This window comes from Microbacterium sp. USTB-Y (genome assembly GCF_023703415.1).
Taxonomy (GTDB): Bacteria; Actinomycetota; Actinomycetes; order Actinomycetales; family Microbacteriaceae; genus Microbacterium.
In genome coordinates this window covers 38,777-57,154 of record NZ_JAGMTU010000004.1, presented here as the reverse complement: position 1 = coordinate 57,154, position 18,378 = coordinate 38,777, and the positions used below count along the sequence as shown (strand labels likewise).

Genomic DNA, 18,378 nt, shown 5'->3' with positions numbered 1-18,378 from the left:
ACTTCTCAGGGAAGTCGCGGCGCCCGGCCCAGGATGCCCGCGCGCTGGAGCAGCAGGTAGAGCTGGCAGCCCAGGCAGAGGCCGAAGGCCGCGTTCAGGAAGGCAGCCACGAACGCCATCGCGGTGGCGATGGGCAGCGCCCACGGCACGCCGAGCAGATGCAGCAGCAGCCCGACCGTCACGACGAACAGGCCCACGCCCTGGGCGAAGCGCGGCGGGCGCGGGTCCTCCAGCTCGGCCGGAGGATCCAGGCGCGGGCGGACGAGTGTGCGGAACAGCAGGCTCCACGGCTGGGTGCGCGGCGAGAGCACGCCCCAGAGGAAGAGCAGCGCGATCACGAGGGTGAGCAGGAACGCCGGCTGGGCGGCGCGCAGCAGCAGGATCTGAAGCCAGAACGGGCGGCCGGCGATGAAAGCGAAGTCACCGGAGGCGTAGGTGGCGTCCGCGAGCGGCTGATACGCGAACCAGCCGAAGGAGATCGTGGCAGGTGGCGATCCTGCGACGAGTCCCAGCACGGTCGCGACGAGGAGCAGGGCGGAGGTGATCCACGCGGCGAAGCGCGGGCCGCGGGGATCGATGCCGGCGGGAGCGGTCATGGACGGGCCTCCTGAGGAGTCGTGGCGGCGAGCGCGGCGAGCACGTCGGCCCGCGCGGGCACGCCGGTGAAACGGGAGCGGATCCTGCCCTCCGGATCGACGACGAGCGTGGTCGGCGTCGAGAGCACCTTGTATCGCGCGGCGAGGTCGGAGCGCGAGGTGAGGTCGACCTCCGCCAGCACGACGCCGGCGCGCTCGTCGGCGACGGAGCCGAGCATGCGCCGCACCTGCGGGCAGCGTGCGCAGAACTCGGTGCTGAACTGCACCAGCGTCGCCTGGGACCCGAGCGGTCGCATGAGGTCGGCGGGATCCACGTGCCGGTCGCCGTGCACGACCACGGCCCGGCCGTCCCGCCGGCGCAGGAGCAGACCGGCCACGACGGTCGCCGCGAGCAGCGCGGCGCCGATGACGAGGGCGATCGGCAGGGACATGCTCCGAGGCTACGTCCGAGTCGGCAGGGCAGGGGCGGATATGACGGTTCGAGTCAGCGTGCTCCCGCCCGCCGCCGCTCGCCCGCCGGTACGCTGAAAGCCATGAGCGCCACGACCCCCACGCCGTACGAAGACCTGCTCCGCGACGTGCTGGCCACGGGCACGCACAAGGACGATCGCACCGGCACGGGAACGACCAGCGTGTTCGGGCGCCAGATCCGCTTCGATCTCTCACAGGGCTTCCCGCTGATCACCACCAAGCGCGTGCACTTCAAGTCGATCGCGTACGAGCTGCTCTGGTTCCTGCGCGGCGACTCGAACGTGCGCTGGCTGCAGGAGCACGGCGTCACCATCTGGGACGAGTGGGCCGACGCCGACGGCGACCTCGGACCGGTGTACGGAGTGCAGTGGCGTTCCTGGCCGACGCCCGACGGCGGGCACATCGACCAGCTGCAGCAGGTGATCGACCAGATCCGGAACTCGCCGGATTCGCGCCGCATCATCGTCTCGGCCTGGAACCCGGCGGACATCCCCGACATGGCGCTCGCCCCCTGCCACGCCCTGTTCCAGTTCTACGTGGCCGACGGCAAGCTGTCCTGCCAGCTCTACCAGCGCAGCGCCGATCTCTTCCTCGGCGTGCCGTTCAACATCGCCTCCTACGCGCTGCTCACCCTCATGGTGGCGCAGCAGACCGGCCTCGAGCCGGGCGACTTCGTGTGGACCGGCGGCGACTGCCACATCTACGACAACCACCTCGAGCAGGTGCGCGAGCAGCTCACCCGGGACCCCTACCCGTACCCGACGCTGCGGATCACCCGGAAGCCGGACTCGATCTTCGACTACGCGTACGAGGACTTCTCCGTCGAGGACTACCGGCACCACCCGGCGATCCGGGCGGCGGTGGCGGTGTGATCGCCGGAACGCGCATCGGGCTGATCTGGGCGGAGGCGGAGGACGGCGTGATCGGCGCCGGCGGCACCATGCCCTGGCACGTGCCGGAGGACCTCGCCCACTTCAAGGAGGTCACCCTCGGAGCCCCCGTGGTCATGGGTCGGCGCACCTGGGAGTCCCTTCCCGAGCGGTTCCGTCCGCTACCGGGACGCGAGAACGTCGTCATCACGCGGCAGACGGGATGGCGCTCCGACGGCGCGCGCACCGCAGGATCGGTCGCCGACGGCCTCGCCGGTCTCGACGAGGCCTGGGTGATCGGGGGCGGCGAGATCTTCCGCGAGGTGATCGGCCATGCCGACCGTCTCGAGGTGACCGAGCTCGACCTCGATGTGCCCGGCGACGCCTTCGCTCCGTCGCGCGAGGGGTTCCGCCTCGTCTCGGAGGGGGAGTGGCAGACCAGCCGGACCGGGATCCGCTTCCGTTTCCTCGGCTACCAGCGCTGACCGCATCCCCGTTCCGACAGGAGGACCCGTATGCCCGTCGCCCTCATCACCGGCGCCAGCGCAGGACTCGGTGCCGAGTTCGCCCGTCAGCTCGCCGACCGCGGTGCGGACCTCGTGCTGGTCGCCCGGTCGGATGACGCGCTGCAGGCGCTCGCCGCCGAGCTGCGCGCGAGCCATGGCGTCGCCGTCGAGGTGTTCCTCGCCGACCTCGCCGAGGAGTCGGACGTCGATCGCGTGGCGCAGCGGATCGCCGACGCGGCACGCCCGATCGACCTGCTCGTGAACAACGCAGGGTTCGGGCTGCCGCTGCACTTCGCCGACAACGACATCGCGGACGAGGTGCGGCACCTGCGCGTCCACGTCGAGGCGCCGATGCGGCTCATGCACGCGGCCCTGGGGGTCATGCGTGGCCGCGGCGGACGGATCATCAACGTCGCCTCGGTGGCCGGATTCATCTCGCGGTCGACGTACTCCGCGTGCAAGGCGTGGCTCATCGGATTCAGTCGCTGGGCGAACGGCGAGTACGCGCGCGACGGCGTCACGGTCACCGCGCTCTGCCCCGGGTTCGTGCACACGACCTTCCACTCCCGGATGGGCCTCGGCGCCGGACAGGAAGGGGTGCCGCGGTTCCTCTGGCTGGATGCCCCCTTCGTCGTCCGCCAGGGACTGCGCGCCGCCGCGCAGGGCAGATCCGTCGTGATCCCGTCGCTGCGCTACAAGGCGGTCATCCTCGGTTCGCGACTGGTCCCGCGTTCGCTCACGACGCGCATCGCCCGCCGCGGCCGCATGTAGTCCGCCGAACCTCTCGCGCGGATCCGGGCCGTTCTGCAGGGAGCTTCCGTGTTCTGCAGGGCCGTAAGCCCGAACCGCCCACCAACGCCGCGTCTTTCTGCGGAAAGGGCGACGGTGGGCGGCCCCAGACCCTGCACATTGACCTACCCTCCCTGCACAACGGCTTGCTCGCCGTCCCTCCATTCGTCCTCCACAGCTCGGCCTTCGGACGAGTTGTCCACCGATCGCGTGATCGGCAACCGGCGCGCCTGTGCAGGCGGGCAACATCGAGCGGGTGTCGATCGAACGAGTTCTGGCCGGGTACGGCGGCGTGGCGCGCCGCGCACAGCTCGAGAGCCACGGGATCCGCCGGGCGGCGATCGCCCGGGCGATCGCCGACGGCGGGGTCATCCTCGTGCGCAAGGGCGTCTACGCACTCGCGCACGTCGATGCGGACGTGCTGACTGCGGCCAGGCACGGAGGTGAAGTCGGCTGTGCGGGGGCGCTCCGGCAGCGGGGAGTGTGGATCCTGGACGATGCCGAGGAGGGGAGTGCGGCGCCGTCCTCTCGACCCCACGTCTGGATCGGTCCATCCGGTCGACAGCACCGACATGCCGCTTGCCGGTGCCGGACGCATCACGAGACGGGGGAGCGCGGCGTTGGGTTCGGCTTCGTGGATGTGCTCCTCGCACTGATGCAGTTCGCGTGCTGCGCCTCGCCCGAGGCGTTCTTCGTCGCTGTCGAGTCGTCGCTGCATCTCGGCCTGATCGGCTTGGCCGGCGTGCAACGCCTGCGCGAGAGTCTTCCGACGCGCTTCCACGAGCTCCTCGACCTCGCTGACGACCGTTCGGAGAGCGGATTGGAATCTCTGCTGAAGCTGCGCCTGCGACGCTGCGGAATCACCCTGGCGGCCCAGGTGCAGATCGACGGTGTCGGTCGTGTCGACTTCGTGCTCGGCGGCCGTATCATCCTCGAAGTCGACGGGCGTCTCAACCACGATGGCGCGTCACACCGGCACAAGGACCTGATGCGCGACGCCAGGGCTGCCGCTCAGGGGTATGAGACCCTGCGGTTCGACTACGCGATGATCGTGCATGACTGGCCGACCGTTCTCGCGGCCATCGAGGGGCGGCTCGCCGCGCTCGGGGCCGTTGTGCAGGGAGCCTCCGTCGTTGCGCAGGGTCGTTGAGCAGATCGGTGGATCTCCCGGGCGAGATTCCGCGGGGCGTCAGCGGAGCGCGACGCGGCGTCCCTGCAGAACGCCCTACCCGCCCTGCACATCGGCGTCCGCGGCAGCGGCACCCGTGCCGCCTGCACAGCGGCCCGCATCGGCGTGGCGGCCTGCACTCGGCTCAGGTGAAGCGGCCGAGACGGATCCCCGCGTACGCGAGGGCGGCGATCGTCTCGCCGTCGCGGATGCGTCCATCGGCCACCATCGCGAGCGCCTCGGCGAACGGCACCCACGCCAGTTCGTCGATGCCCTCTTCGGCCTGCGTGAGCGTGCTGTCCTCGGCCTGGCGCAGGCCCCGGGCGAGGAAGACGTGCTCCGGCGCCACGGTCACCCCGTTGAGGGCGTTCATCGTGCCGATCGGCGTCCACTCGTCCGCTTCGAGTCCGGTCTCCTCGAGCAGTTCGCGGCGTGCGGCGACGAGCGGATCCTCGCCGTCGGTGCCCCCGGCGGGCACTTCGATCGAGCGTCCGGTCGTGTAGCGGTCGATCGTGACCAGGCACACCCGGTCCTCCGTGTCGAGGGCGACGACGAAGACGGCCGGATTCTTCAGCGCGACGACCCCGTAGATCCCGTCGCCCGCGGGTCCCGAGACCTGATCCTCGCGGACGGAGATCCAGCGATTGTCGTAGACGATGCGCGATTCCCGCGTGTGCCAGGCCATGGCGGGAGCCTAGCCGCCGTGCCCGGGCGTCCAGGACCGCGAGCGCGCCTAGGCTCGGAGCATGGGCTGGTTCGGGAAGAAGAAGGATCCGCTGGACGCGAACGAGATGCTCCGGCGGTACAACGCGCAGGAGGCCGAGCGCCTCGCCGCGGCCGGGATCGCTCCGAGCGCGGGAATCGCCTCGGTTGCGGGCACGGTCTCGACCGGCGGGGGCTCCGAGTTCGTCGTGGAGGACGTCTTCACGATCACGGGGCGCGGGCAGGTCGCCACAGGCAGGACCACGACGGGCGCGATGCGCACGGGCGACCGGGTGGTGGTCCTCCGCGGATCCGCGCAGTCGGGCGTCAGCACCATCACCGGGATCGAGATGTTCCGGAAGAAGGCCGATGAGGCGCCGGTGGGCGTCGCCGCCGGACTGCTCCTCAAGCCGAGCGTCGACCTCGCCCGTGGAGACGTCATCCGGGTGACGCCGACAGCGTGAGGCCGCCCCGAGCAGATACGCTGGAGGCATGACGCACACGGGCAATCCCTTCGGACAGGTGCTCGTCGCCCTCATCACCCCGATGACGGCCGACGGCGAGGTCGACTGGCCTTCCGTCGAGAAGCACATCGACCGCGTCATCTCGGACGGTGCGGACGGCATCGTCGTCACCGGCACCACGGGGGAGACCTCGACCCTCACCGACGCGGAGAAGCTGCGCCTGGTGGAGGTCGGCAAGGACGTCGCCGCCGGGCGCGCGAAGATCATCACGGGCGGTGGGTCCAACGAGACCGCGCACGCGATCGAGCTCTACAAGGCCAGCGAGAAGGCCGGCGCGGACGGCATCATGATCGTCACGCCGTACTACAACAAGCCCACCCAGGCCGGCATCCTGACCCACTTCCGCCTCGTCGCGGACGCGACCGATCTGCCGGTGATCCTCTACGACATCCCCGGGCGCACGGGTGTGCCGATCAAGTACGAGACGATCCTGCGCCTCGCCAAGCACCCCAACATCCTCGCCGTGAAGGACGCCAAGGGCGACTTCTCCGAGGTCAGCCGGGTGCTCAACCAGACCGACCTCATGTACTTCTCCGGCGACGACTCGAACGTGCTCCCGCACCTGTCGATCGGCGCGACCGGCCTCATCGGCGTGACGGCGAACATCACCTCGGCGCCGTACCGCGCGATCGTCGACGCGGTGAACCGGGGCGATCTCGCCGCGGCCACCGCCGAGCACAAGCGCCTGGAGCCGCTCGTGCGCGCCGCGATGACGCACGTGCCCGGCACGGTGTCGGCGAAGTACATCCTGCACGGCCTCGGCCGCATCACGAGCCCCCGCGTCCGCCTGCCCCTCGTGGGGCCGGAGGAGTGGGAGGCCGCTCTCATCGAGGACGAGCTCGCGCTCGTCAAGGACATCCCGGGCGCGGACTTCTCCGACTTCCGCCCCGACCGCAATGCCGCCGCCGGCGGCGCCCTCCCCAAGGTGCACGGCACGACCCGATGAGGGCGTGGCCGACGGGCATCGGGCCCGGACAGGACGGATCCGCGCGGAACGCGCACTCGGATCCGCTCCTATTCGGCGGGGGGACCACGAACATCGGGCGCGCCGCGCGCCCCGCCTAGGAGGCACCACATGACCATTCCCCTCGCCGAGCCCGAGACGCTCGCACCCGGCACGCTCCGCGTCACGCCCCTGGGCGGACTCGGGGAGGTCGGCCGCAACATGACGATCTTCGAGTACGACGGCAAGATCCTCGTGGTCGACTGCGGCGTGCTCTTCCCCGAGGAGCACCAGCCGGGCGTCGACCTGATCCTGCCCGACTTCGAGCCGATCAAGGACCGCCTGGACGACATCGTCGGGGTCGTGCTCACCCACGGTCACGAGGACCACATCGGCGCCGTCCCCTACCTGCTGCGTCTCAAGGCCGACATCCCCCTGATCGGGTCCGGGCTCACCCTCGCCCTCGTCGAGGCGAAGCTCAAGGAGCACCGCATCAAGCCCTTCACCCTCACGGTGAAGGAGGGCCAGCGCGAGCAGGTCGGGCCGTTCGACCTCGAGTTCGTGGCGGTCAACCACTCCATCCCCGACGCGCTCGCCGTCGCGATCCGCACGCCGGCAGGAATGGTGCTCGCCACCGGCGACTTCAAGATGGACCAGCTGCCGCTGGACGGCCGCATCACGGATCTGCGGGCTTTCGCGCGTCTGGGCGAGGAGGGCGTGGATCTGTTCCTCGTCGACTCCACGAACGCCGACGTGCCGGGCTTCACGCCCACGGAGCGCTCGATCGGTCCGGTGCTGGACCAGGTGATCGGCAAGGCTCCGCGCCGCGTGATCGTCGCGAGCTTCTCCAGCCACGTGCACCGCGTGCAGCAGGTCATCGACGCCGCGCACGCGCACGGCCGCCGGGTGGCCTTCCTCGGGCGCTCGATGGTGCGCAACATGACGATCGCGGAGCAGCTCGGCTACCTCAAGGTGCCCGACGGCGTGCTCATCGACTACAAGAAGGCGCGCGACCTGCCCGACGATCAGATCGTCTACATGTCGACGGGGTCGCAGGGCGAGCCGATGGCGGTGCTCAGCCGCATGGCCAACCTCGATCACGCGATCGAGCCGGGCCCCGGCGACACGGTGATCCTCGCCTCGAGCCTCATCCCCGGCAACGAGAACGCCGTCTACCGCGTCATCGACGGCCTGACCAAGCTCGGCGCGAACGTCGTGCACAAGGCCAACGCCCGCGTGCACGTCTCGGGCCACGCCGCAGCCGGCGAGCTGATCTACTGCTACAACATCCTGAAGCCGAAGAACGTGCTCCCCGTGCACGGCGAGTACCGTCATCTGATCGCGAACGCCAAGCTCGCGCAGGACACCGGCATCGACGCCGAGCGCACCATCGTCGGATCCAACGGAACCGTGATCGACCTCAAGGACGGCGTCGCGCGCGTCGCCGGACAGCTCGACATCGGCTTCGTGTACGTGGACGGCTCCACCGTCGGCGAGATCACCGACGCGGATCTGAAGGACCGGCGGATCCTCGGCGAGGAGGGCTTCGTGTCCGTCATCGTCGTGGTCGACTCCACGACCGGGCGGATCATCTCGGGTCCGGAGATCCACGCCCGGGGTGTGGCGGAGGACGACTCGGTCTTCGACGACGTCGCCCCGAAGATCGTCGCGGCCCTCAAGGAGGCGGCGGGCAACGGCGTGCGGGACAACCACGCGCTGTCGCAGATCGTGCGGCGCACGATCGGGCGCTGGGTGAACCAGAAGCTGCGTCGCCGGCCCATGATCGTGCCGCTCGTCATCGAGGCCTGATCGAGCGCCGGCCCTCACGCAGGGTCTGTGCGGCTCTGGTGCGGCCGTAGGCCCGCAATCCCGCGGAATGCCGCGTCATTGCGGGCCGATGCCGGTCCGCGGGCCTAGCGTGGAAGCATGCCCAGGAGTTCCTCTGCGACCAAGAGCGCGGCCGACAAGCCCTCGACGCGCAGTCGCTCCACGTCCGGGGCGAAGCCGCGTGCCCAGGCCAAGGCGGCGCCCGCCCCGAGGAAGTACGTCGACGAGCCGGACAAGCCGCCGGTGGCGGTGCGCGCCTGGACCGGGCTCGCGCACGGCGTCGGGGGTCTGTTCCGCGCCTTCGGGCTGGAGACCCTGGAGAAGGACCAGCGCCGGGACGGGTTCCCGTTCCTGCTCGTGCTCCTCGCCGTCGCCGGAGCCGTCAACGAGTGGTTCTTCATCGGCAGCGCCGTCGCGTCCAACATCAGCGCCTACTCGGTGGGGGCGCTGATCGGGCGCGCCGCCTTCATCATGCCCGTACTGCTTCTCCTGCTCGCCGGCTGGCTGTTCCGCCACCCGTCGTCCGTGCACGACAACGGACGGATCGGGATCGGCTTCGGCCTGTTCGTCGTGGCCCTCGCGGGCTTCTGCCACATCGCCGGCGGCATGCCGCAGCCGCGCCAGGGCATGGTCTCGCTGAGCGCCGCCGGGGGATTGTTCGGCTGGCTCCTGGGGCAGCCGCTCAGCTACCTGACGACGATCCCCGCCTACATCGTGCTGTCGCTGCTGGCCGCGCTCAGTGTGCTGATCCTCACCAAGACCCCGCCGAACCGGATCGGACAGCGGCTCGGCGACCTGTACGCCTGGATGTTCGACGCGGAGCGCGCGCCGAAGGCGGCACCGGCCGAGGACGCCGTCGTCGACGAGGCGGAGAAGGTCGACGACCCCGACGTGCTGCCCTGGTGGCGGCGGAACAAGACGGGGCGTGAAGAGGATCCGGACGGCGGAGCCGGGTCGCAGGATCTCACCGAGCTGCTCACGGCTCAGGACGACACCCCCACCGTCGCCCAGGCGACGGCCTATGACCAGGCGGTCATCAAAGACGACGACCCGTACGACGCCGCGACCGAGGTGCTCACCGACGTGCGCGCTGTCGCCGACTCCCTCGCGGAGCAGCAGAGCACGGCCCTGCTCGACGACGGGGACACCGGTGAACTCGAGCTGGCGGGCTTCGACGGCTTCGGCACAGATGGACCCGGGGATCACGGTCTGCAGGCCCCGCTGGCGCCGTACATCCTCCCGTCGCCGGGGGCGCTCAAGGCGGGTCCGCCGTCGGTGGCCCGCTCCGAGGCGAACGACCGCGTCGTCGAGCAGATCACCAACGTGCTCACGCAGTTCAACGTCGATGCGAAGGTCACCGGCTTCTCGCGCGGTCCGACGGTGACGCAGTACGAGGTCGAGGTCGGGCACGGCGTCAAGGTCGAGAAGATCCTGCAGCTGAGCAACAACTTCGCCTATGCCGTCGCGTCCAACGATGTCCGCATCCTCTCGCCCATCCCGGGCAAGAGCGCGATCGGCATCGAGATCCCCAACGCCGACCGCGAGACCGTGGCCCTCGGTGACGTGCTGCGCTCCGCGGCCGCCCAGAAGAGCACGCACCCCCTGACGATCGGCGTCGGCAAGGACGTCGGCGGCAACTTCGTCGTCGCGAACCTCGCCAAGATGCCCCACCTGCTCGTGGCCGGATCCACCGGATCCGGAAAGTCGAGCTTCGTGAACTCGATGATCACCAGCCTGCTCATGCGGGCGCGGCCGGCCGACGTGCGCATGGTGCTCATCGACCCGAAGCGCGTCGAGCTCACGAGCTATGCGGGCGTCCCGCACCTCATCACGCCCATCATCACGAACCCGAAGAAGGCCGCCGAGGCGCTGCAGTGGGTCGTGAAGGAGATGGACATGCGGTACGACGACCTTGCGTCGTTCGGGTTCCGCCACATCGACGACTTCAACCGCGCGGTGCGCGCCGGCGAGGTCGAGGTCCCGCCGGGCAGCGAGCGGGTGCTCAAGCCCTACCCGTACCTCCTCGTGGTGGTCGACGAGCTCGCCGACCTCATGATGGTCGCCCCGCGCGACGTCGAGGACTCGATCGTGCGCATCACCCAGCTCGCCCGGGCGAGCGGCATCCACCTGGTGCTCGCGACCCAGCGACCCAGCGTCGACGTCGTCACGGGCCTGATCAAGGCCAACGTGCCGTCCCGTCTCGCGTTCGCGGTGACGAGCGTCACCGACAGCCGCGTCATCCTGGACAGCCCGGGAGCCGACAAGCTGATCGGACAGGGCGACGCGCTCTTCTCCCCGATGGGATCCTCCAAGCCCTTCCGCCTGCAGGGCGCTTGGGTCGATGAGAGCGAGATCGACGCGGTCGTCAAGCACGTCACCGGCCAGGCACGCCCGGAGTACCGTCCGGACGTGGCCGAGGCGGTCGAGGGCAAGAAGAAGGAGGTCGACGAGGACATCGGCGACGACCTCGAGCTCCTGCTCGCCGCTGCCGAGCTCATCGTGTCGTCGCAGTTCGGGTCCACCTCGATGCTCCAGCGGAAGCTGCGGGTCGGGTTCGCCAAGGCGGGGCGCCTCATGGACCTCCTCGAGTCGCGGGAGATCGTCGGCCCGTCCGAGGGATCCAAGGCCCGTGACGTGCTGGTGACCCCCGAGCAGCTGCCCGGTGTGCTGGCGCGGCTGCGGGGAGACGACGCACCCGCCGCACCCGCGCCGGCCGCTCCCGTCCCTGCTGCCGCGCCCGCAGCGGCGCTGCCCCCGCGTCCGGCGGACCCGGTCCCCGCGTCGTCGGGGCCCGGCTTCGACCGCTACGGCGAGGATCCGCTGGAGGCGCAGTACCGCGGTCTCCCGGAGGTCGAGGCGGAGTCTGATGAGGACGCCTGGGGCCTGACGGGGCGCGACTGATGGCGATCCCGCGTCAGCTGCCGAACGCGATCACGGTCGCCCGGATCCCGCTCGCCGTCGTCTTCTTCGTGCTGCTCCTGCTCGGCGGCACGTACGGGGCGAGCCAGCCGGTGTTGCGCTGGGTGGCCGCCGGGCTGTTCATCCTCGCGATCTCGACCGACTGGGTCGACGGCTATCTCGCCCGCAAGTACGACCTGGTCAGCGACTTCGGCAAGCTCTGGGATCCGATCGCCGACAAGCTGCTCACCGGAGCCGGGTTCATCGGCCTCGCCATCCTCGGCGAGGTGTGGTGGTGGCTGGTGCTGATCATCCTCATCCGGGAGTGGGGGATCACGATCCACCGCTTCACGATCGTCAAGGAGCATGTCGTCGCGGCGGCCTGGATGGGCAAGATCAAGACGACCGTGCAGGGGATCGCCCTGTCCTGGGCGCTGCTGCCGCTGCAGGCGTGGATCGGTCTTCCGGCGTGGACGATCATGACGACGGTGCTCATGGTCGCCGCGCTGATCCTGACGATCCTCAGCGGCATCGACTACGTCGTCGCTCAGGTGCGCGGTTCTCGGACTGATCGCGAGACCGGCGTCTGATGGACGGCGTCGCGCCCCGGGCCGCGGTCGTGCTGGACGCGCTGCGGGAGCGGGGCATGACCCTGGCGGTCGCGGAATCGCTCACCGGTGGGGCGCTGTGCGCCGCGATCGTCGCCGTCCCCGGCGCGTCCGACGTGCTCAACGGTGCGGTGGTCGCCTACGCCACGCCGGTCAAGTCCTCGCTGCTCGGCGTCGATCCGGAGCTGCTCGAAGCCCGCGGGCCCGTCGATCCGGACGTGGCCCGGCAGATGGCGATCGGGGCGCGTGCGGCCCTCGCTGTCGACGGGCGGCCGGCGGACGCCGGTCTCGCCACCACGGGAGTCGCCGGACCCACGGCGCAGGGCGGGCAGCCCGTTGGCACCGTGCACATCGGCGTGAGCGTGGGGGAGCGCGTGCTGAGCCGTCGGTTCCTGTTCGCGGGCGACCGCGCCGCGATCCGGGCGGCGACCGTGGAGGCGGCGCTCGAACTGCTTCTCGAGACGGTGACGGACGACGGATCCGGCCAGGGCGCGCCCGGCGTCCCGCAGCGGGAATAGAGTGCTTCTGGATGAAGTTGAGTCGAGTGTGCTCACATTCAATGCACAGGACGAAACAGTAGTGTCGAACATGTCAGGTCGGGTTAGACTGACCATCCGATCCGGCGGTTCCGCCGGGGCGATGGGGGAGAGGAGGTCCCGATGATTCTCGTACGACAGGAGATCGGCGACGTGCTGCGGGACTTCCGTCTGCAGAAGGGCCGCACCCTCCGCCAGGTCGCAGGAAAGGCATCCGTCGCGCTCGGGTACCTCAGCGAGGTCGAGCGCGGGCAGAAGGAGGCCTCCAGCGAGATCCTCGCTTCGGTCGCCGAAGCGCTCGACGTCCCCATCTCGACGATCATGCGCGAGGTCGGTGATCGCATCGCCGTGCTCGAGGGGCTGCAGGTCATCCCGGACGTGGTCCCGGACGACCTGGTGGCCTCGGTCGAGTCCGAGCTCTCGCTGCGCTGACCGGATGCGGAGAAGCGAGTTCCTCCGCGCGGTCGACGCGGAGTTCGGGACGCGTGGTGCTGCGCTCGTGGCTGATCTGGTGCTGACGGCCGTCGGCGGACGGACCGCCGTGCAGGCCATGGAAGCGGGTGTGCCCCCGCGCGAGGTGTGGCTGGCGCTGTGCGCCGAGACCGATGTTCCCGACTCTCGACGGCACGGCGTGGGCCGGCTCGAGCCGAAGCGTCGTTGATCGACCGCCGGTTCGTCCGGTGTTCGATCGGTTTCGCTGTTCCGTCGGCGTGTCGTCGAAGACATGTTCGAGGTGGGCGTATCGTCCTGCACAGATGATCTCGTGATCGGCATCTGCACGATTCCCGGGACCTTCGGCTCGATGTCGGTGGCCCCTCCTAACGTGTTCGACATGACCACGAGGTCATACGCCTTGTCGGAGAGCTCGCCCCAGCCGGGGCGGCCGCGACAGCCTACAGGCGGCAGTTCACGAGCACGAAGGAGCACGACATGCCCTCTCCCGCAGACCGCGAGAAGTCCCTCGAGACCGCACTCGCCCAGATCGACAAGCAGTTCGGAAAGGGCTCGGTCATGCGGCTGGGCAGCGACGAGCGCGCTCCTGTCGCCGTGATCCCCACCGGCTCCATCGCGCTCGACGTCGCGCTCGGTGTCGGTGGACTGCCGCGGGGCCGGATCGTGGAGATCTACGGTCCGGAGTCCTCGGGTAAGACGACGCTCACGCTGCACGCGATCGCCAACGCGCAGCGCGCCGGCGGCATCGCCGCGTTCGTGGACGCGGAGCACGCCCTCGACCCCGAGTACGCCAAGAAGCTCGGCGTCGACATCGACGCGCTGCTCGTCTCCCAGCCCGACACCGGCGAGCAGGCGCTCGAGATCGCCGACATGCTCGTGCGCTCGGGAGCCATCGACCTCATCGTCATCGACTCGGTGGCGGCCCTGGTGCCGCGTGCGGAGATCGAGGGCGAGATGGGCGACTCGCACGTGGGCCTTCAGGCGCGACTGATGTCGCAGGCGCTGCGCAAGCTCACCGGTGGGCTGAACCAGACCAACACCACGATGATCTTCATCAACCAGCTGCGCGAGAAGATCGGCGTGTTCTTCGGCTCGCCGGAGACCACCGCGGGAGGCAAGGCGCTCAAGTTCTACGCCTCGGTGCGCCTCGACATCCGCCGCATCGAGACGCTCAAGGACGGCGCGGAGGCGGTCGGAAACCGTACGCGCGTCAAGGTCGTGAAGAACAAGATGGCTCCGCCGTTCAAGCAGGCCGAGTTCGACATCCTCTACGGTGTGGGCATCTCTCGCGAGGGAAGCCTCATCGACTTCGGCGTCGATCACGGCATCGTGAAGAAGTCGGGCGCCTGGTACACCTACGACGGCGACCAGCTCGGCCAGGGCAAGGAGAACGCCCGCAACTTCCTGCTGAAGAACCCCGACATCGCCGAGACGATCGAGACGCAGATCAAGCAGAAGCTCGGCATCGGCGGCGCGTCGGCTCCCGCCGCGGCCGCCGACGAGCTGGCTCAGCGTCGTCCGGCCTGATCATGCGTCGACGGGGCTCAGCGACCGTGCTTCGACGGAGCTCGGCAACCGGAGTGAGCCGTGAGCGATGAGAGGGGCGGGGCGCCGTCCGAGGACGAGCGCCTCGCCCCCGTCATCCCGCTCTTCGGTGCGAGGAGCGGGGGAGCGCCGGCTGACGGCAGAGCCGCGGATGGGCGCCCCGCGGGCCGTCCCACGGCGGACGAATGGCGCTCGACCTGGGCTGATGAGTCCGCAGCGGTACGGCGCGGACCCGGTCCACGCCACCCGGCCGCCGTGGCGCTCGCCTCTGCTGAGACCCCTGCCGCGTCGTCGGAAGCGCCGGCATCGTCGGCGCGCCGCGGTCTGCGTGCGATCGGCGGGCACAGCACCGGATCAGAAGACGCGTCGGAGGATCCGGTGGTCGATGCGAGCGAGGTCCTCGTGCGCAAGCTCCGTTCCAAGCAGCTTTCGAGCCGGGAGGCGCGGGAGGTGCTCCGCGAGCAGGGCGTGCCGGCCGACCTCCGGGACGACATCGTCGCCGACTTCGAGCGGCGGGGCTATCTCGACGATGCGTCGCTCGCCGAGCTCCTCGTGACCTCGGGGTCGCAGCGGAAGGGGCAGGGACGTGTCGCGATCGCGCGAACTCTGAACCAGCGAGGGATTCCGCGAGAGATCGGCGACGAAGCTCTGGCCGTCTTGGACGACGACGATGCCGAGCGGGCACTCGACTACGCCCGGACGAAGGTCTCCAGCCTGCGCCGATACGACGAGGACACGGCGGTGCGCCGGCTCGTGGGGCAGCTGTCCCGTCGGGGGTATGGCGGGAGCATCGCTCTGACGGCGGCGCGCACGGCGTGGCGAGAGACCCAGCGCGGTGGCGGTGTGGGCAGGGTGCGTTTCGAGGAGACGTGAGGCCGTGGCGTCCGGCGGGCCGGAGCGGCTTCGGCTCGGACGAGGCGCGGGTCCGATTCCCGCCTGGCGAAAGTAGAATGGCAGGCACTATGACCATTCCCCTCTCAGAGCCCACGATCATCGCGCCCTCCGATGCGGCGCTCGATGAGGCCGGGCGCGCGCGCACTTACGAGGTGCGCACCTTCGGCTGCCAGATGAACGTGCACGACTCCGAGCGGCTGTCCGGCTCGCTGGAGAGCGCGGGCTACGTGCGTGCCGGCGCGGACGACGAGGCCGACATCGTCATCATCAACACGTGCGCGGTGCGCGACAACGCCGCGGGCAAGTTGTACGGCACGCTGGGGCACCTCAAGAGCCGCAAGGACAAGCACGACGGCATGCAGATCGCCGTCGGCGGCTGCCTCGCCCAGATGGACAAGCAGGCGGTGCTCGACAAGGCGCCGTGGGTCGATGTGGTCTTCGGCACCCACAACATGGGCTCGCTGCCGGGACTGCTCGAGCGGGCCCGTCACAACGGCGAGGCGGAGCTGGAGATCCTCGAGTCCCTCGAGGTGTTCCCCTCCACGCTGCCGACCCGGCGTGATTCGGCGCACAGCGGGTGGGTCTCGATCTCCGTCGGCTGCAACAACACCTGCACCTTCTGCATCGTGCCGAGCCTGCGCGGCAAGGAGAAGGACCGCCGCCCGGGCGACATCCTGAACGAGATCCGTCTGCTCGTCGAGGACGGCGCGATCGAGGTCACGCTGCTCGGACAGAACGTGAACTCCTACGGTGTCGAGTTCGGCGACCGGCAGGCTTTCGGCAAGCTGCTCCGTGCGGCGGGCGAGATCGACGGACTGGAGCGGATCCGGTTCACCAGCCCGCACCCGGCGGCCTTCACCGACGACGTCATCGACGCCATGGCCGAGACGCCGAACGTGATGCCGCAGCTGCACATGCCGCTGCAGTCCGGCAGCGACCGGATCCTGCGCGCGATGCGTCGCTCCTACCGCAGCGACCGCTTCCTCGGGATCCTCGATCGCGTGCGCGCGAAGATCCCGAACGCGGCGATCTCGACCGACATCATCGTCGGCTTCCCCGGCGAGACCGAGGAGGACTTCGAGGAAACGATGCGCGTGGTGGAACAGGCGCGCTTCGCGAGCGCGTTCACCTTCCAGTACTCGATCCGCGAGGGAACGCCTGCCGCGACGATGGAGGACCAGATCCCCAAGGAGATCGTGCAGGCGCGCTACGACCGCCTGATCGCCCTCCAGGAGCGCATCTCGCTCGAGGAGAACCAGAAGCAGCTCGGCCGCGAGGTCGAGGTGCTCGTCTCCGTCGGCGAGGGCAAGAAGGACGCGGAGACGCACCGCCTCACGGGGCGCGCCCAGGACAACCGGCTCGTGCACTTCGAGCTCCCGGAGGGATCGGACCGCCCCCGCCCGGGCGATGTCGTCACCGTCACCGTCACGCACGCCGCCCCCTTCCACCTGCTCGCGGACGCGCCGGACGGCGCCCCGCTGCGGATCCGGCGCACTCGCGGGGGCGATGCCTGGGACCGTGCGCAGTCGGAGTCGTGCGCGGTGCCGGCGGCTCCCGCGGCAGACGGGAAGCCCCGCGCGGTGTCGCTGGGCCTGCCGACGCTCCGCGCCGGCGTGTGACCGCGCCGGCAGCCGGGCCGCGGTCGGAACCGGTGGACGACGTCCGTCGGCATGCACCGCGGCTCTGGGCCGTCGTCGGGGCGACCGGAACGGGCAAGAGCGACCTCTCGCTCGACCTCGCCGAGGCCCTCGCCGCGCGCGGTCGTCGCGCCGAGATCGTCAACGCCGATGCGATGCAGCTGTACCGCGGCATGGACGTCGGCACGGCCAAGCTCCCCGTCGACGAGCGGCGCGGCATTCCGCATCACCTGTTCGACGTGCTCGACGTCACCGCCGAGGCGGCGGTGGCGTGGTACCAGCCTCGGGCACGCGAGGCGATCCGGCAGATCCACGCGCGGGGTGCGGAGGCGATCCTCGTCGGCGGATCCGGTCTCTACGTTTCCAGCGTGATCTACGACTTCCGTTTCCCGCCGCGCGACGCGGGACTCCGCGCCCGTCTCGAGGCGGAGCTGGAGGAGCACGGGACGGGGCCGCTGCTGGCGCGTCTGCACGCGCAGGATCCGCAGACGGCCGCCCGGATCGACCCGCACAACGGCCGGCGCATCGTGCGCGCTCTCGAAGTTCTCGCCCAGGGGGAGCGCACGCACGGTGCGGCGCTTCCCGAGCAGCCCGCGCTGTGGCTTCCCGGATCCCGGGTGCTGGCACTGGGCGTGGAACGCGCCGCCCTGGTGCCGCGGCTGGATCGCCGGGTGGAGCGGATGTGGGAGCAGGGCATGCTCGCCGAGGTCGAGCGCCTGCGTGAGGCGGGCCTCGAGAACGGCACGACGGCACGCCGGGCGATCGGCTATGCACAGGCCCTGGCGCAGCTCGAGGGGAAGCTCACGCAGGAGCAGGCGATCGCCGAGACCCAGGCGCTCACCCGGCGGTATGCGCGACGTCAGGTCTCGTGGTTCCGCCGGTACGCGGAGGCCGAGTGGCTCGATGCGCTCGGCGGGATCGATGCGGACGCGATCGTGGAGGAGAGCACGGATGAGTGAGAGCTTCGAGATCAGGGCCTTCGGACGACCCGACACGGACGCGGTCGTCGCGCTCTGGGAGGACGCCGGGCTCACCCGGCCGTGGAACGATCCCCGCGCCGACATCGAGCGAAAGCTCGCGGTGCAGCCGGAGCTCTTCCTGGTCGCGGAGGAGGGGGAGCACCACGGCGGTGCGCCGCGGATCGTCGGTTCGGTGATGGCGGGGTACGACGGGCATCGAGGATGGCTCTACTACCTCGCGAGTGCGTCCGACCGTCGCGGCGCGGGTATCGGCCGGGCTCTCGTCGTCGAAGCCGAACGGCTCCTCCTCGGGATGGGGTGCCCCAAGGTCCAGCTCATGGTCCGCCCGGGGAACGAGCAGGTGCTCGGCTTCTACGACGCGCTGGGCTATGAGCGCTTCGATGTCGGCAACACCGGTAAGCGCCTCATCCACGACGTCTGAGCGGGCGGCCG

At 70.2% G+C, this 18,378-nt stretch carries 20 protein-coding genes; 17 read left to right on the top strand and 3 right to left on the bottom strand.

Annotation, left to right across the window (positions count from 1 at the left end; all coding sequences use genetic code 11):
• Positions 1-5: 5 nt before the first annotated feature.
• Positions 6-596, bottom strand: coding sequence for a DUF4395 domain-containing protein (locus J8G10_RS11055; RefSeq protein WP_251444494.1), 591 nt, complete (start codon positions 594-596; stop codon positions 6-8).
• Positions 593-1,027 (bottom strand): thioredoxin family protein, encoded by a 435-nt coding sequence (locus J8G10_RS11050; protein WP_251444493.1) that lies wholly within the window; start codon positions 1,025-1,027, stop codon positions 593-595. The genes J8G10_RS11055 and J8G10_RS11050 overlap by 4 nt, the downstream gene beginning before the upstream one ends.
• 102 nt (positions 1,028-1,129) lie before the next feature.
• Between J8G10_RS11050 and J8G10_RS11045 the strand changes: the two genes are divergently transcribed.
• The 4 genes from J8G10_RS11045 (at position 1,130) to J8G10_RS11030 (ending at position 4,381) form a co-directional block, all read left to right on the top strand.
• On the top strand, positions 1,130-1,939 hold the full coding sequence (locus tag J8G10_RS11045; RefSeq protein ID WP_251444491.1) for a thymidylate synthase: 810 nt from the start codon (positions 1,130-1,132) through the stop codon (positions 1,937-1,939).
• Complete coding sequence (locus tag J8G10_RS11040) at positions 1,936-2,421, top strand: dihydrofolate reductase (RefSeq protein WP_308220693.1); 486 nt, start codon at positions 1,936-1,938, stop codon at positions 2,419-2,421. Before J8G10_RS11045 ends, J8G10_RS11040 begins: the two co-directional genes overlap by 4 nt.
• A gap of 30 nt (positions 2,422-2,451) precedes the next feature.
• Positions 2,452-3,213, top strand: coding sequence for an SDR family oxidoreductase (locus J8G10_RS11035; protein WP_251444489.1), 762 nt, complete (start codon positions 2,452-2,454; stop codon positions 3,211-3,213).
• A 250-nt stretch (positions 3,214-3,463) separates the two neighbouring features.
• Complete coding sequence (locus tag J8G10_RS11030; RefSeq protein WP_251444487.1) at positions 3,464-4,381, top strand: endonuclease domain-containing protein; 918 nt, start codon at positions 3,464-3,466, stop codon at positions 4,379-4,381.
• Between the two features lie 163 nt (positions 4,382-4,544).
• Here J8G10_RS11030 and J8G10_RS11025 read toward each other — a convergent pair whose 3' ends face one another.
• Positions 4,545-5,084, bottom strand: coding sequence for an NUDIX hydrolase (locus J8G10_RS11025; RefSeq protein WP_251444485.1), 540 nt, complete (start codon positions 5,082-5,084; stop codon positions 4,545-4,547).
• A gap of 61 nt (positions 5,085-5,145) precedes the next feature.
• Here J8G10_RS11025 and J8G10_RS11020 point away from each other — a divergent pair, with 61 nt between their 5' ends.
• The 13 genes from J8G10_RS11020 (at position 5,146) to J8G10_RS10960 (ending at position 18,367) form a co-directional block, all read left to right on the top strand.
• Positions 5,146-5,565: an EF-Tu/IF-2/RF-3 family GTPase gene (locus J8G10_RS11020; RefSeq protein ID WP_251444483.1), complete on the top strand. Its 420-nt coding sequence runs from the start codon at positions 5,146-5,148 to the stop codon at positions 5,563-5,565.
• Positions 5,566-5,593: 28 nt separating this feature from the next.
• Complete coding sequence (gene dapA / locus J8G10_RS11015) at positions 5,594-6,571, top strand: 4-hydroxy-tetrahydrodipicolinate synthase (protein ID WP_045273778.1); 978 nt, start codon at positions 5,594-5,596, stop codon at positions 6,569-6,571.
• Between the two features lie 129 nt (positions 6,572-6,700).
• Positions 6,701-8,377, top strand: a complete 1,677-nt coding sequence (locus J8G10_RS11010; protein ID WP_251444481.1) for a ribonuclease J — start codon at positions 6,701-6,703, stop codon at positions 8,375-8,377.
• Positions 8,378-8,494: 117 nt separating this feature from the next.
• A complete protein-coding gene (locus tag J8G10_RS11005; RefSeq protein WP_251444479.1) occupies positions 8,495-11,296 on the top strand; it encodes a DNA translocase FtsK in 2,802 nt (933 codons plus the stop codon).
• Positions 11,296-11,883, top strand: a complete 588-nt coding sequence (gene pgsA / locus J8G10_RS11000) for a CDP-diacylglycerol--glycerol-3-phosphate 3-phosphatidyltransferase (RefSeq protein ID WP_251444477.1) — start codon at positions 11,296-11,298, stop codon at positions 11,881-11,883. Before J8G10_RS11005 ends, pgsA begins: the two co-directional genes overlap by 1 nt.
• Positions 11,883-12,419: a CinA family protein gene (locus J8G10_RS10995; RefSeq protein ID WP_251444475.1), complete on the top strand. Its 537-nt coding sequence runs from the start codon at positions 11,883-11,885 to the stop codon at positions 12,417-12,419. Before pgsA ends, J8G10_RS10995 begins: the two co-directional genes overlap by 1 nt.
• A 141-nt stretch (positions 12,420-12,560) precedes the next feature.
• Positions 12,561-12,869 (top strand): helix-turn-helix domain-containing protein, encoded by a 309-nt coding sequence (locus J8G10_RS10990; RefSeq protein ID WP_251444473.1) that lies wholly within the window; start codon positions 12,561-12,563, stop codon positions 12,867-12,869.
• Positions 12,870-12,873: 4 nt separating this feature from the next.
• Positions 12,874-13,098 carry a DUF3046 domain-containing protein gene (locus tag J8G10_RS10985; protein ID WP_251444471.1) on the top strand — a complete coding sequence of 75 codons (225 nt, stop codon included), beginning with the start codon at positions 12,874-12,876 and terminating at the stop codon, positions 13,096-13,098.
• Between the two features lie 269 nt (positions 13,099-13,367).
• Positions 13,368-14,417 (top strand): recombinase RecA, encoded by a 1,050-nt coding sequence (gene recA, locus J8G10_RS10980; protein ID WP_251444469.1) that lies wholly within the window; start codon positions 13,368-13,370, stop codon positions 14,415-14,417.
• 60 nt (positions 14,418-14,477) lie between these two features.
• Entirely contained in the window at positions 14,478-15,308 is an 831-nt protein-coding gene (locus J8G10_RS10975) for a regulatory protein RecX (protein ID WP_251444467.1), read from the top strand.
• An 89-nt stretch (positions 15,309-15,397) separates the two neighbouring features.
• Entirely contained in the window at positions 15,398-16,948 is a 1,551-nt protein-coding gene (gene miaB, locus J8G10_RS10970) for a tRNA (N6-isopentenyl adenosine(37)-C2)-methylthiotransferase MiaB (RefSeq protein WP_251444465.1), read from the top strand.
• A 32-nt stretch (positions 16,949-16,980) separates the two neighbouring features.
• Positions 16,981-17,925: a tRNA (adenosine(37)-N6)-dimethylallyltransferase MiaA gene (gene miaA, locus J8G10_RS10965; RefSeq protein ID WP_251444463.1), complete on the top strand. Its 945-nt coding sequence runs from the start codon at positions 16,981-16,983 to the stop codon at positions 17,923-17,925.
• Entirely contained in the window at positions 17,918-18,367 is a 450-nt protein-coding gene (locus tag J8G10_RS10960) for a GNAT family acetyltransferase (protein WP_251444462.1), read from the top strand. The genes miaA and J8G10_RS10960 overlap by 8 nt, the downstream gene beginning before the upstream one ends.
• The last annotated feature ends 11 nt before the right edge of the window (positions 18,368-18,378 follow it).

What these genes read in the sequence shown, in the direction of transcription:
- J8G10_RS11055 (WP_251444494.1), bottom strand. Translation starts at nt 596, where the DNA reads ATGACCGCTCCCGCCGGCATCGATCCCCGCGGCCCGCGCTTCGCCGCG.
- J8G10_RS11050 (WP_251444493.1), bottom strand. Translation starts at nt 1,027, where the DNA reads ATGTCCCTGCCGATCGCCCTCGTCATCGGCGCCGCGCTGCTCGCGGCG.
- J8G10_RS11045 (WP_251444491.1), top strand. Translation starts at nt 1,130, where the DNA reads ATGAGCGCCACGACCCCCACGCCGTACGAAGACCTGCTCCGCGACGTG.
- J8G10_RS11035 (WP_251444489.1), top strand. Translation starts at nt 2,452, where the DNA reads ATGCCCGTCGCCCTCATCACCGGCGCCAGCGCAGGACTCGGTGCCGAG.
- J8G10_RS11025 (WP_251444485.1), bottom strand. Translation starts at nt 5,084, where the DNA reads ATGGCCTGGCACACGCGGGAATCGCGCATCGTCTACGACAATCGCTGG.
- J8G10_RS11020 (WP_251444483.1), top strand. Translation starts at nt 5,146, where the DNA reads ATGGGCTGGTTCGGGAAGAAGAAGGATCCGCTGGACGCGAACGAGATG.
- dapA (WP_045273778.1), top strand. Translation starts at nt 5,594, where the DNA reads ATGACGCACACGGGCAATCCCTTCGGACAGGTGCTCGTCGCCCTCATC.
- J8G10_RS11010 (WP_251444481.1), top strand. Translation starts at nt 6,701, where the DNA reads ATGACCATTCCCCTCGCCGAGCCCGAGACGCTCGCACCCGGCACGCTC.
- J8G10_RS11005 (WP_251444479.1), top strand. Translation starts at nt 8,495, where the DNA reads ATGCCCAGGAGTTCCTCTGCGACCAAGAGCGCGGCCGACAAGCCCTCG.
- pgsA (WP_251444477.1), top strand. Translation starts at nt 11,296, where the DNA reads ATGGCGATCCCGCGTCAGCTGCCGAACGCGATCACGGTCGCCCGGATC.
- J8G10_RS10995 (WP_251444475.1), top strand. Translation starts at nt 11,883, where the DNA reads ATGGACGGCGTCGCGCCCCGGGCCGCGGTCGTGCTGGACGCGCTGCGG.
- J8G10_RS10990 (WP_251444473.1), top strand. Translation starts at nt 12,561, where the DNA reads ATGATTCTCGTACGACAGGAGATCGGCGACGTGCTGCGGGACTTCCGT.
- J8G10_RS10985 (WP_251444471.1), top strand. Translation starts at nt 12,874, where the DNA reads ATGCGGAGAAGCGAGTTCCTCCGCGCGGTCGACGCGGAGTTCGGGACG.
- recA (WP_251444469.1), top strand. Translation starts at nt 13,368, where the DNA reads ATGCCCTCTCCCGCAGACCGCGAGAAGTCCCTCGAGACCGCACTCGCC.
- miaB (WP_251444465.1), top strand. Translation starts at nt 15,398, where the DNA reads ATGACCATTCCCCTCTCAGAGCCCACGATCATCGCGCCCTCCGATGCG.
- J8G10_RS10960 (WP_251444462.1), top strand. Translation starts at nt 17,918, where the DNA reads ATGAGTGAGAGCTTCGAGATCAGGGCCTTCGGACGACCCGACACGGAC.